At 54.8% G+C, this 13,001-nt stretch carries 9 protein-coding genes, 2 tRNA genes and 1 pseudogene; 4 read left to right on the top strand and 8 right to left on the bottom strand.

Going from position 1 to position 13,001, the window contains the following annotated elements; genetic code table 11:
• The first annotated feature begins 91 nt into the window (after positions 1–91).
• The 4 genes from ACNFG0_RS02920 (at position 92) to ACNFG0_RS02905 (ending at position 3,126) form a co-directional block, all read left to right on the top strand.
• A tRNA-Leu gene (locus ACNFG0_RS02920) sits at positions 92–178 on the top strand.
• Positions 179–265: 87 nt separating this feature from the next.
• Positions 266–352: transfer RNA gene (locus ACNFG0_RS02915), tRNA-Leu, on the top strand.
• A gap of 195 nt (positions 353–547) precedes the next feature.
• Positions 548–1,561: an extracellular solute-binding protein gene (locus ACNFG0_RS02910; protein WP_196145042.1), complete on the top strand. Its 1,014-nt coding sequence runs from the start codon at positions 548–550 to the stop codon at positions 1,559–1,561.
• Positions 1,561–3,126, top strand: a complete 1,566-nt coding sequence (locus tag ACNFG0_RS02905; protein WP_196145043.1) for an ABC transporter permease — start codon at positions 1,561–1,563, stop codon at positions 3,124–3,126. The genes ACNFG0_RS02910 and ACNFG0_RS02905 overlap by 1 nt, the downstream gene beginning before the upstream one ends.
• 172 nt (positions 3,127–3,298) lie before the next feature.
• Here the strand turns inward: ACNFG0_RS02905 and ACNFG0_RS02900 are convergent, their stop codons facing one another.
• The 8 genes and pseudogenes from ACNFG0_RS02900 to ACNFG0_RS02865 form a co-directional block, all read right to left on the bottom strand.
• Positions 3,299–4,537, bottom strand: coding sequence for an MATE family efflux transporter (locus tag ACNFG0_RS02900; protein ID WP_416763974.1), 1,239 nt, complete (start codon positions 4,535–4,537; stop codon positions 3,299–3,301).
• 485 nt (positions 4,538–5,022) lie between these two features.
• Positions 5,023–5,757, bottom strand: a complete 735-nt coding sequence (locus ACNFG0_RS02895) for a hypothetical protein (RefSeq protein ID WP_416763973.1) — start codon at positions 5,755–5,757, stop codon at positions 5,023–5,025.
• 27 nt (positions 5,758–5,784) lie between these two features.
• The gene (locus ACNFG0_RS02890) at positions 5,785–6,315 is read right to left on the bottom strand and encodes a hypothetical protein (RefSeq protein WP_416763972.1); all 531 of its coding nucleotides are present in this window, start codon (positions 6,313–6,315) and stop codon (positions 5,785–5,787) included.
• On the bottom strand, positions 6,312–7,802 hold the full coding sequence (locus ACNFG0_RS02885) for a hypothetical protein (protein WP_416763971.1): 1,491 nt from the start codon (positions 7,800–7,802) through the stop codon (positions 6,312–6,314). Before ACNFG0_RS02885 ends, ACNFG0_RS02890 begins: the two co-directional genes overlap by 4 nt.
• A gap of 38 nt (positions 7,803–7,840) precedes the next feature.
• Positions 7,841–8,902 (bottom strand): hypothetical protein, encoded by a 1,062-nt coding sequence (locus ACNFG0_RS02880; RefSeq protein ID WP_416763970.1) that lies wholly within the window; start codon positions 8,900–8,902, stop codon positions 7,841–7,843.
• 563 nt (positions 8,903–9,465) lie between these two features.
• Complete coding sequence (locus ACNFG0_RS02875; protein WP_416764002.1) at positions 9,466–10,170, bottom strand: methyl-accepting chemotaxis protein; 705 nt, start codon at positions 10,168–10,170, stop codon at positions 9,466–9,468.
• 201 nt (positions 10,171–10,371) lie between these two features.
• Positions 10,372–10,584 (bottom strand): annotated as a pseudogene (locus ACNFG0_RS02870) (methyl-accepting chemotaxis protein); the annotation flags it as partial.
• Positions 10,585–11,692: 1,108 nt separating this feature from the next.
• A complete protein-coding gene (locus ACNFG0_RS02865; RefSeq protein ID WP_196145050.1) occupies positions 11,693–12,985 on the bottom strand; it encodes an adenylosuccinate synthase in 1,293 nt (430 codons plus the stop codon).
• Between the last annotated feature and the right edge of the window lie 16 nt (positions 12,986–13,001).

The following is a 13,001-nucleotide window of genomic DNA, read 5'->3' as shown; positions in this document are numbered from 1 at the left end:
CGTCCGTATAGTGCGCACCACAACGACGGACAACCCCGAAGTTGTAGTAGAGATGAGCGGCGCTGTAAAGCATCTTTTATCTCGAATGTGTGCCCAGGTGGCGGAATTGGTAGACGCGCTGGTTTCAGGTATCAGTGGCTTAACGGCCGTGGAAGTTCGAGTCTTCTCCTGGGCACCAATGATTTTCAAGTAACAGATGACCAAGGATCTGTTACTACTGTGTGAAAGCGAACGATTGTCGCCTCACCAGACGATGTAAAGCTTTGCCCAGGTGGCGGAATTGGTAGACGCGCTGGTTTCAGGTATCAGTGACTTAACGGTCGTGGAAGTTCGAGTCTTCTCCTGGGCACCATACAAAAACCCACTAGCTTGCTAGTGGGTTTTTTCTTGCATGCGTTTTTTACCTCCCCAGGTCCCCCTTGTAGAAGCGGCCAGGCCGCCCTCACCCTTTGGTCTGCCCCTGAATTTTCCTTCATACGGCCACTTGAGAAACGATTTCGTTTACCATTGTTTCCAAATATGTAGCCGTAAGCGAGGAAGTACCCGCATGACGATCCGCCCGCAATTGCTGATGCGCAGCCTGGCCACCGTTGTTCTCGGCCTGGTGATCGGCGCACCGGCCGCCCTGGCTGACGACCCGGTCACCTTGACCCTGTACAACGGCCAGCACAAGGAAATCGGTGAAGCCATCGCCAAGGCCTACGAGGCCAAGACCGGTATCCACATCAATATCCGCAAGGGCAGCAGCAACCAGCTGGCCAGCCAGATCATCGAGGAAGGCGACCGCTCCCCGGCCGACGTCATCTATACCGAGGAATCCCCGCCCCTGAACAACCTGGGCGAGCTGGGCCTGCTGGCCAAGATCGACGACGCCACCCTGAACATGCTGCCCAAGGAATATGTCGGCGCCAACGGCACCTGGATGGGCGTCACCGCACGCACCCGCGTGGTGGTGTACAACCCCAAGAAGGTCGACGAAAAAGACCTGCCGACCACCGTGATGGATTTTGCCAACCCCGAGTGGGACCGCCGGGTCGGCTACGTGCCCACCAGCGGCGCCTTCCAGGAGCAGGCCGTGGCCATCCTCAAGCTGCACGGCCGTGAAGCCACCGAGGAATGGCTGACCGGCCTCAAGGCCTTCGGCAAGACCTACACCAACAACATGGTTGCCCTCAAGGCCGTGGAGAAAGGTGAAGTCGATGCCGTGCTGGTGAACAACTACTACTGGTATGCCCTCAAGCGCGAGCGCGGCCAGCTGGACACCCGCCTGTACTACCTGGCCGACGGTGACGCCGGCAACCTGGTGACCATCTCCGGCGCAGGCGCGGTCAAGGCCAGCAAGCACCCCAAGGAAGCCCAGGCCCTGCTCAACTGGATGGCCAGCGAAGAAGGCCAGCGCGTGATCACCCAGACCACCGCCGAGTACCCGCTGCACAAGGGCATGGTTTCCGACCAGGGCCTGAAGCCGTTCGAGGACCTGCGCCCGCCGAAGATCACCCCGGCCGACCTGGGTAATGCCGAGGAAGCCCTGGAGCTCGAGCGCGAGGTCGGCCTGCTCTGATGACCGCCGCCCTGCCCCAAGCGGCCTTGCCGCGCTTCGTGCCACGCCGCAAACGCCCCTCCATCTGGGTCGTGCTGCCGGTCCTGTTCCTGGTGGCGATGAGCGTGCTGCCATTGCTGTATGTCGGTACCAAGGCCTGGGAGGCCGGCTGGCATGAAGCCTTGCGCCTGCTCTGGCGGCCATTCGTCTGGGGCCTGCTGCGCAACACCCTGATGCTGATGGCCGGGGTGACAGCACTGTGCATGGTCGTCGGCCTGGCCCTGGCCTGGCTGCTCGAGCGCAGCGACCTGCCGGGTCGCCGTCTCTGGGGCGTGGTGCTGTGCCTGCCGTTCGCCGTGCCGTCGTTCGTCAGCAGCTTCACCTGGGTATCGCTGAGCTCGGACTTCGAAGGCCTGGGCGGGGCGATCCTGGTCATGGCGCTGTCCAAATACCCACTGGTATTCCTGCCGGTGGCGGCGACCCTGCGTAACCTGGATACCTCCCTGGAAGAGTCGGCACGCACCCTGGGCTGCAGCCGCTGGGGGGTATTCCTGAAAGTCACCCTGCCGCTGTTGTGGCCTTCGATGCTGGGCGGCGCACTGCTGATCGCCCTCCACATGCTGGTGGAGTTCGGCGCACTATCGATCCTCGGCCTGCAGACCTTCACCACGGCGATCTACCAGCAGTTCGAGCTCGAGTTCAGCAATGCCAACGCAGCCATGCTTTCGGCAGTGCTGCTGGCGCTGTGCCTGGCGATGCTCTGGCTCGAACTGCGGGTACGCGGCAAGGCGCGCCATGTGCGCATCGGCCAGGGCGTGGCACGCCGCGCCCAAGCGGTGAAACTGCGCGGCTGGATGCCGGCGGCCCAGCTGTTCTGCCTGGCCTTGGCGGTACTGGGCAGCGGCATTCCGTTGGCGATGCTTGGCTACTGGTTGAGCGTTGGCGCCTCGGCCGCCTTCCCGGTGGCCGAGATCGGCAGAGCATTGCTGACCTCGCTGTCGGTGTCCCTGGGTGGCGCCGGTTTCTGCGTCCTCTTGGCATTGCCGATCAGCTTCCTGGTGGTGCGCTACAAAGGCCGCCTGGCGATCTGGGCCGAACGCCTGCCCTACCTGTTGCATGCCCTGCCAGGCCTGGTTATCGCCCTGACCCTGGTGTTCTTCGCCCTGCACTACGTGCCGGCGCTGTACCAGACCACCGCGCTGCTGATCCTGGCCTATGCCCTGTTGTTCCTGCCCCTGGCCCAGGCGCCAGTGCGCACGGCACTGAACAAGGCCTCGCCAACCCTGGAAGAAGCCGCCCGCACCTTGGGCTCGAGCAGCTTCGGCGCCTTCTGCCGGGTCACCCTGCCGATCATCTTCCCTGCCCTGGCGGCGGCCTTCGCCCTGGTATTCCTCGATGCCATGAAAGAGCTGACCGCGACGCTACTGCTGAGCCCGACTGGCATGACCACCCTGGCCACCGAGGTGTGGGCGCATACCGCCAACGTCGAGTTCGCGGCGGCGGCGCCTTATGCGGCGTTGTTGATTGTGGTGTCTGGGTTGCCGGTGTATCTGCTGACTACGCGGATGTATTTGAACAAGGCTTGAGAGCTTGCCCAGGCTGCCATGTGGCCTGGGTTTCACCATCACAGCTAACTTCTACCGCTCAAGACATTGTCCAAAGATGAGCAATCACACCCTACAAGACAAGCTATATGCATAGTCAAATAGTGGCTTGCCCAGAATGCCCAGTGAACTTACGAGAAGTATCGAGAGCCGTTTACTTCAGCCTCGTATTTTCTCGATAGATTTTCAAGAATCGATAGATGAGATATAACATTAAAATAAAAACACAAAAATTTAGAGCAATAAAAACTGACTTTACACTCGCCTCATAAAAATAAATGAGAAGCCACGTTAGAAACAGCCCTACCCCATTAAGGCAGACCATTGTGGCAATGGTAGGGGCCCAAGAATCACCAAGACTTCGCAACGTCATCCTAAGCACAACGTACACAAACTCAAAAATCAGAAATGGCACTGAAATTTTTATATTATGGCCAATTAATTCCGCCACCGCCAAATCTGACGTGTAGAGCCTAGCCACATACCCAGACAGAAAGAAACAGACGATTAGGCATGGGATCATCAAGCACCCACCAAACTTAAGCCCTTCCAGCAGATTTTCTTTTGCCGCCAAACTATTTCTACCGGGAGCAACTCCCGCAACGCGTATGGCAACGGCATTCCCCACGCCAATTGATATCATATAAATCAAACTCAAAAAATGCAAAGATGCCTGATAGGCTGAAAGCCCAAGACTTCCTAGGCCGCTTGAGATTAATGACAATGCAAAATACAAAAAACTCTCACCGGCAAAACACAACGCTAGTGGAGCCCCCTTAACCATGAAGGGAATGACTTTCGCCTTTCGAAAATAAAATAAAATTGACCTTTTGCTTCCTCTTCTCGCAGCGCTAGAAACATATACCAACAGTAAAAATACCATTATCCAGCGCATTAAAATATATATAAAAACAAACAAACTGAACGACACTGACAAATTGGCGTATACGTAACCTAATCCAGCCAGCATGAATATAGCATTCGACAGCCAGACAAACTTAACCTCATACCCCGGACGACCGATTGCATTTAAATAGCTAAAGGCGACAATTTGGCAGTAGATTGCGGGAAGCGATAGCGACATTATCAAGAGCCCTAGACTTATAGGCGTTAACAATCCTGCCAACCCATGCCACATCATCGAAAAAACCAGAATACCTCCGAAGATAGAAAAGGCTACTGTTAAAGCTACCCTCAAGCCCGTTGCAAGCAAGATACTAGCTTGCTCTTTGGCATTTCCTTTGAGGCCCGCAGCATCAATCATAAGTGTAGAGAATAAACCAATTCCAACTACGGTAGAGAACGAAATGAACGCCCATGCGAAAGACGCTTGACTTAACGATTTAGGTAAGAAGTGTCCCACGAATGACAAGAACAGAAATGAGGACGCCATGTCTCCCAGCCTTGATATTATAAGAGGGCCGGCCAATGTTGCGACTGTCATGATGACTGTATCTCTGAAAGTAAGTCTGCGTATACTTCTGCTTCCCAATCTGATATTCGGTTGAACCCAAGCACCCCCAAAAAGCTGGAAAATATTCGTCCAAATAGAAAATGCAAAGACAAATTTCTAGCGTCAAATGCGGCAAACTTGGACAAATTGATCGACCGCCCCTTATTAATGATATTTATTGTCTTATTATTCCATTTTACTGTCTCGCGATCTCCAGATTCGAACAAGCCTCTGACGGATGACTCAAACTCATCATCGTATGATGTAACCACGGATATATATGAATTATCTTTTAGCGCCGCGAGCACCATCGGAGTAACTCCGTGTTGACCAGACATAGCAAAACAATAATCAAACTTATCAACAGTCGTGCTTAGCTGCGAGCGTGTAAATGTCTTAAACCCTTCTGTCGCTGCCATAAACAATCAGCCGTTGTCGATATCAACCACGCCTATGTTCTTAACGCCTTTAGCGCGCAACCCGAAGCACAGCGAGCGTCCGATGCGTCCATACCCGACGACTAATATAGATCGATATGCAGACCAGTCGGGTATAAACGACCCCACATGCCCTACGGTAATGTTGGCGACCATGACATTTTCTGCCATTTTATAGGAGTCGTATGCTACAGACTTGAATCCCATTGACGTCAAATAGTAATTTGTATTTTTATACTTGATATGTCCATTGGCGGTATCTTCAAGAACCAGGCGAAGGCGGCCACCCAACAACACTGACAGGTCATCTATATAGGGTGCAAAATAACCGCCTATATCAAACAAAATAACAGGAAGATCCGATTGAGATAAAACACCTTTAATCTCATCGACTGTATTCTTGAAATCCGACCTATCCCTAGCCCGCAATATACGTGTCGGATTCGCAACATGACGAAGCAGCGCAGTATTTAAAGAAGACTTTTTCGGTATCAAATAAATGTTTTCAAAAATGGAAATCCAGTGGTTACAGATGCTCAAATTGACAGTAGAGGACAGATGCGAAAAACAAAAAATAACGCACTTACCTAACGCATCACCGCTTGTTGCATCATGTGAAGCCAGTATTCGGGCATAAAATAAACCAGCCATTTTATGTGCACTTAGATATGTCAACCGATTATCAACTGCCGCACTCTGTAAAATACGTTCTACATTACTCATTTGACATCCTGTCTCAATAATAAAATTTTAAAAATCTTTGAGCGCCAAATTAATAAGACAACCGTAGGCTTTGGAGAGAATGCGCAGTGGGAGAACACGCTCATGATCTCTCCTACCGGGTAGGTTTCGTGGACACGCTTCGAAAGTGCTATTGATTGCGGAAAGTAACGCAGCGACATCTTCGCTCAGATCCTGCCGATGGCCAGCGTCGTTACGTTTCATAAAAGCTAACCCGTTCGAGCACTCACCAGGCAGTTTCAGCGCTATTGCCAGATCGATCTCCATCGGGTTTGTAGTGTCTCTTATCCTGGTTTGCTCACTGGCATCTATAATCCTCTCCGTTATGTAGAGAACTCCCAACAAGGCTCGTGCTCTCGCCTCAGTAAATAGCCCCTGCCTCAATGACTGATCCATCTCTGATATAAGTACGCCTAGCTCACCGTCGGAAACAATTTCTCTATTTTTTGTTATGGTTTCCCATTCATTGCTGGACAATATACCCTTAAAGGGCAACATCAACTTTAGCTCTGCAATATAGTTGGAGAAACTACTATTCATAGTATCACCACCTTTTGGGTTGGCGTATCCATGTAAATATTTTTACCCAAGAGGGAGCAAGGGCCTTGCGATGAACGCTCTATGAAAACTGCTGGAATCCCACTATTTCTAGCAAGCGCAGCTCTCAGAAAAAAATCACCGCGTGACTTACCATAAAAAATAAAACCTTCCGGCAATGTCGAACAATCAAATGGAAGTTCGGTATCACTCAAGCACAAGCAGATACTACCGCGCCTCCAGCCATTTCTACCTTCTTCTACAATTCCGACGGATGTCCCTGGCACCTCGCAAGCACCACTTGTAATTTCAAAGTCATCGGCGGCTGAAGAGAAATCCTCGCACGCGTCCAGGATGCAGGCTTGTTCATCAACATCAATTAGATAGAGCGCAGTATCTCCTGCCGTAGCATAGCGAGCCCCCGGCGTATTCAAATCAGCGACAAAGGAATCTTTTATTTCTGGGGTGATGGCTTTAGCACTCAGTAGCAATTCCGGCCCAAGCCAGCGGTGTTTCGTAGCCAGTCCCCCGGAAAAAATAAATCCGTTGACACTTTCAAGTGCTGTGATCGCTCTAAAAAGTTCGACGCCGTTAGCCTTTAGATACGCGTTTTTGGCCTGAGTATATTGGGGCTGGCTTAGAATATCCTCAACAGTGATCGAACTGTCTGCCGACAAATTAGCTAAGCCGTAAATACCGCTTAATCGACTATACACATTTGACAAATCACCTGATTTCAACCCATATTTCAAGAAACGTAATGCGATGCCTATGGGCTGTGTGCCTGAACGGTTATGCATAACTGCCCCATCACACGCCGCATATTGCATTGTATTAAAAACCACCTTTCCACTTGAGACAGCAGTAAAGCTAACCCCTGAACCCACGTGGCATATAACGCCATTAAAATCACTCGTATTGAAGTCTTTGCGCATCTGCGCTAAGCACGCTTTCACTGCAAGGCCATGGTAACCATGCGCGTAAAGTCCATAGCGCCGTATCGTGGGATGATCGAAAGGGATTTTACTTTCATTGTGAAGTGACAGATCGTCATTAATCTGATCGCGCACCATTAGTTGCTCTGCGTCTGGAAATGCCTGCTTCGCTTCACGAAGCACCTCCAAGCACAGCCTATTGTGGCGAGAGCTTAAATAGTCATTGAATATCATTCTTACTTCATTTTTTTCGGTAAATCTTTCGACCCTCTTGCCAAACCCGGCAAACTTGACTCGGTGACCAATGAGCTCTGGCATGGGCCATTTTAGCTCTCGCAGCACCCTGACGGCTTCGCTCAGAATCACGGATGCAGCCATCCCAAGGTTGTCACCGATTGATACTTGATAGAGCCGATCAGGATAACTGTTTAGACGATTATATTTGACCTTTACCACTTGGCGCTCCAAGCCTATAAAGTTTATATTTATATCGACCCGCCCTCTATCGAAGAACGTTGACGTCTTGACCGAAGAGCTTCCGACGTTAATTGCCATTTTGCAGCGAGCATCCAACCTATCAGCGCCCATTTATTTTAATCCCAATCTTTCAAGAGGCTACTTAGCGAGGGCGTATCCTCCGCTGCAAAAAATTTCTTCCTAAAATAATATTCACACGTGGAAATTTTGTGCTCGGTATGTTGTCTGCTATTAAATTCATGATTCAACGCAACCAGTGACTTTTCAGCAGAGGGGTACACTGGGTTTTGCGCCAGCAGTCCCTCAATGGCAACAAACACCTTATCCATATAAACCAATGCATCCTCAATGTATTGCCTGCACGCGTCTTCCGTCGCGGCGCCACGTCGAGCGAGCTCAAAAAAAGCACTTTTAATCTCATCATAGCCTTCAACTCGGAATACATTTGAATAGACCCATTTCGGGTGTTTGTTAGTAATGCCTGTTAAATAAGTGAAGCTCATCGTGGTTTTCAGCAGCATGTCACGAGTGATTTCGCATCCCATCCACCAATTTCCCGATTGCCAGCATCCTTGAACGTCTTGAAATGCGTAGAAGACCGGTAGCTTTTCACGGTGAGCAATGTATATATGCTTATCGCGAGGTATCCGACCTTTAAGATCCTCGAACTTTTTTTCTTCCGCTAATGCGAAGCCCGTCAAAGAGCGGTGGATAACGTTGTTTTCTCGCTCAAGTAAAACGGGGGAATACAAAAACCGCTGGTCGGACTGAACGTCTTCGAACGCCACCTCAACCTTCGAGATAATATCTGCGACCTCGGAGAACGTAATATAGTCAGTATCGATATGAAGTCCGCTCTCACCATAAAAATCAGTGGTATTATGGACTTCCTCATTTTTCGTTAGAAAGTGATAATTGATGTCCGTCACGAGCGCATGCCCGCTGGACTTAACATCTTCGGCTTTAGGCCTTTCTTCACATAACACAATGCAGTCTATATCAGAGTGCGCGGTACCAATTCCCTCGATAAGGGTTCCAGAAACAATGAGAATGCTCCCCTCTTCGAGACGTACTCGTTCACGCAGGTAACGTTTAGGAATTACAACAGCCCCATTCAATATAGATATTTCATTCTCACCGACCTCTGAGCTTGCCAGTTTTATGAGCGTATCGTGCATATTAACCTCGATCTCTTCCTGCGATAGACATGCGATAGCGACGCACTAAGGCTGAAGCCCTAGAACAGAGAGTTGTACTAGATTATCGAAGGCGCGCAGTTCCAGGCCCCGTACGCAAACAGATGTTCGCTCATGCGGAACTGTCCCCAGCTATGAGTTGCGATGAATGAGAAAGCTCTAAACTTCGAGCCTCGCCCGAACGTCCATACGTTTTACCATCACAGCGTTCCTTTCCGTTGATAACAGGCTGACAAAACAAATGTTAGAAGACGCTGACTCTAGAGATTACGTTCAGAGCCTAGCTCTCTATGTATAGAGCTGCAATGGTGGTCAGCTGAACAAAGCCAACTTGGGAACTTTCCTACAACTTTTCGTCTAGAAGTGGCTTGACCGCGTAAATGGATATTTCGCGCTCTACTTGAGGGTCGCGCAGACGGCTTTATCTGTGAATACTGGCGCAAGGGCTTCGCCCTTGATTGCGGGGCAAGCCCACTTCCACAAGCCCCCGCAAAATCAAATAGTTATGCGTTGCGCTATGGAGCGAGCTCGCCCAGCTATCTAGCTCAGGCCTTGAACTGCCCCAGGCTCGCCCGCAGCTGCGCCGCCAGGTCGTCCAGTACCTTGCTGCTGGCGGTGGTCTGCATCACCACCTCAGCTGAGCGTTCGGCCTGAGCATGGATGTTCTCGACCCGCCCGCGCACTGCCTGCGCTCCATACGCCTGCTGCTCGGCAGCGCGGGTGGCCAGGCCGATGGCCGCGTGCACCTGCTCCACCGCCGCCTGCACCGACTGCTGGCGGCGTTCGTTGTCGCGCAGCACCAACAGGCCCTCGCTGGCCTGGCGCCCGGCCTGGCCAATAGTGTCTACCGCCTCCTTGGCGCCCTTTTGCAACGCTGCGATGTGCGCCTGAATGTCGCCCGTCGAACTCTGCGTCTTGCTGGCCAAAGCGCGCACCTCATCGGCGACTACCGCGAAACCACGTCCGGTCTCACCGGCCCGCGCCGCCTCGATGGCGGCATTGAGGGCCAACAGGTTGGTCTGCTCCGCAATGCCGTGGATCACGGTCAGCACCACCTCGATCTGCTCACTTTGCTTGGCCAGACGCTCGATCACCTGGGAGCCGGTTTCCACTTCACCGGCCAGATTCTCGATCAGCCGTGCCAACTGGGTCGAGGCGCGGCTGTTTTCATCGGCAGCGCGGCGAATGTCCACCACCTGCTGCAACGCAGCCTGCATGGCCTGGCTTTCGGCCTGGGCTTCATCGGCCATGCTGGAAAGGTCGCGCAGGCTGGCGGCCACCTCGTCGCGCTGCAGCGCAGCAGCGGCATCGGCGCCGGCATTGCGCTGGGCCATGGTGCCGATCTCCAGGCCCGTGCGCTGAGCCACCTCGCCCGCTTCGCGGACGATGGGCTGCAACTTGTCGACGAAGCGGTTGACCGCCGAGGCCATGTCGCCGATCTCGTCGCGGCTGTCGAGCGTTACCCGCTTGGTCAGGTCGCCCTCGCCTGCGGCGAGATCGTCCAACGCCCTGATCAACAGGCGCAGCTTGCTGACCACACGCCGCCCCAGCACCACTGCTACCACCAGCAGCACACCCAAACCTACCAGCACCAGGCCCAGGCCGATGCGCCAGCGCAGGTCGGCAGCAGCGTCGCGCACGGTCTGCGCGGTGTTGGCCTGCATGGCGGCAGCGCTGCCCTGGGCAGCTTCCAAGCGCGAACGCAGGGCCTTGCCGCTGTCGGCCGCCGCCGCCACCAAGCTCTCGCCAACCAGTTGCTCGCCGCTGGCGATCAGGGCGGCGAAACGCTCATCCAAGGCGCTGAGCTGCTGCTCCACCCCTGCCGTGGACACCCCCATCACCACTTTGCCGATCTCGGCACCGTTGGGGTTGATGGGGGCCTCGACGAAGTACACCGAGGGGTCTTTGCGCGCCGCATCGAGGACCTTGTCCAGCGCCCGCTCGCCCTGCCCTTTCTCGAGCAAAGCCTTGTTGATGGGGTTCTGCCGGTTCAGGTAGCGGGTCAGGTGCTGACCCTGAGCGTCGTCGTAGATGACGAACAGCACGTTGGGATTGCGTTGGGCGCGGCGGGAGAAATCGGAAAGCGTGGGAACATCGTTGTCCCAGATGGCACGCGGCGCCACCGAGGCCAGCAGCTCGGCCATGTCATTGGCCGAGTCCTTGAGGTTCTTTTCAAGGGTGGTGCGCAATTGTTGCTGTTCGCTTTCCAGGCGCGCCGACAGACCTGCGCTCAGGCGTTGGCGGGTGCTGGCAGACAGGCTGTCCAGGCCCGTGCGGACGTCCTGGCCGGCTTGCTCGAGCTCCGTGGCGAGCTTGCGGCTGTCGTCGCCCAGGCGTTCGCCCAGTTCCGCCTCCAGGGCAGTGACCGTGCTTCGGGTCAGTGCGACGGCGACCAGGACCTGCACCAAAAGAGCGATACCGAGGGCAACAAACACAGGCCGCAAGAGGCGGCTTCGTAACAGTGAAAGGATGGCAGACACGTTGTAACTCCCGTGTTCTTGGCGCCATTACTTTGATGGCACCTACGGGCGTTTCATGCAGCAAGGGTTGTGCCGGGAGAGGCGGAGGATAGTGCCAAGGTTCAGCAAGGAAGTGCTCTGTACTGGCCCAATCGCCGGCAAGCCCTGTAGGGCCACCGCTCCCACCTGGATGGGTTGACGTCGTACTGTGGGAGCAGGCTTGCCAGCGATTGGGCCCGGTGCCGGCGAACCTGCAAATAAAAACGCCGCAGCCCCTTTCGAGGCCGCGGCGTCGGATCAGCCGAAGGGCAGATCAGGCAAACGGATGACGCAGGACGATGGTCTCGTTGCGGTCCGGGCCAGTCGAGATGATGTCGATCGGTGCGCCGATCAGCTCCTCGATGCGCTTGATGTAGGCGCGAGCGTTGGCCGGCAGCGCTTCCAGGGTCTTGGCACCCAGGGTCGACTCGCTCCAGCCCGGCAGCTCTTCGTACACCGGCTGCAGGCCGATGTAGCTGTCGGCGTCGGTCGGTGCTTCGATGACAGCGCCGTTCTCGTCCTTGTAGCCCACGCAGATGTTGATGGTCTCCAGGCCGTCCAGCACGTCCAGCTTGGTCAGGCAGATGCCCGAGATGCTGTTGACGTCGATGGCGCGACGCAGGATCACGGCATCGAACCAGCCGCAACGGCGGGCGCGACCGGTGGTGGAGCCGAACTCATGGCCGCGCTTGGCCAGGGTGGCGCCGGTTTCGTCGAACAGTTCGGTCGGGAACGGGCCGGAACCGACACGGGTGGTGTAGGCCTTGGTGATACCCAGGATGTAGTCCAGGTACATCGGGCCGACGCCGGAACCAGTGGAGATACCGCCGGCGGTGGTGTTCGAGCTGGTGACGTACGGGTAGGTACCGTGGTCGATATCCAGCAGCGAGCCCTGGGCGCCTTCGAACATGATGTCCTTGCCGGCGCGGCGCAGGTTGTGCAGCTCGGCGGTGACGTCGAGCATCATCGGCTTGAGCTGTTCGGCGTAGGCCATGCACTCGTCCAGGGTCTGCTGGAAGTCGATGGCCGGCTCTTTGTAGTAGTTCACCAGCTGGAAGTTGTGGTAGTCCAGCAGCTCGCCGAGCTTGGCGGCGAAACGCTCGCGGTGGAACAGATCGCCCACGCGCAGGCCGCGACGAGCCACCTTGTCTTCGTAGGCTGGGCCGATACCGCGGCCGGTGGTGCCGATCTTGGCTTCGCCACGAGCCTTCTCACGCGCCTGGTCCAGGGCCACGTGGTAGGAGAGGATCAGCGGCGCTGCCGGGCTGATGCGCAGGCGCTCGCGTACCGGTACGCCCTTCTCTTCCAGCTTGGTGATTTCACGCATCAGGGCGTCCGGGGCAACGACCACGCCGTTGCCGATCAGGCACTGGACGCCTTCACGCAGGATGCCGGAAGGAATCAGGTGCAGAACGGTCTTCTCACCATTGATCACCAGGGTGTGACCCGCGTTGTGGCCACCCTGGTAGCGCACTACGGCGGCAGCATGTTCGGTCAGCAGATCGACGATCTTGCCTTTGCCCTCATCACCCCACTGGGTGCCCAGGACGACGACATTCTTACCCATAACACTTGTCCTCATT

This window comes from Pseudomonas sp. NY15372 (assembly GCF_048068215.1).
Taxonomy (GTDB): Bacteria; Pseudomonadota; Gammaproteobacteria; order Pseudomonadales; family Pseudomonadaceae; genus Aquipseudomonas; species Aquipseudomonas guariconensis_A.
The sequence above is the reverse complement of the archived record's forward strand: the minus strand, read 5'-3'. Positions and strand labels throughout refer to the sequence as shown.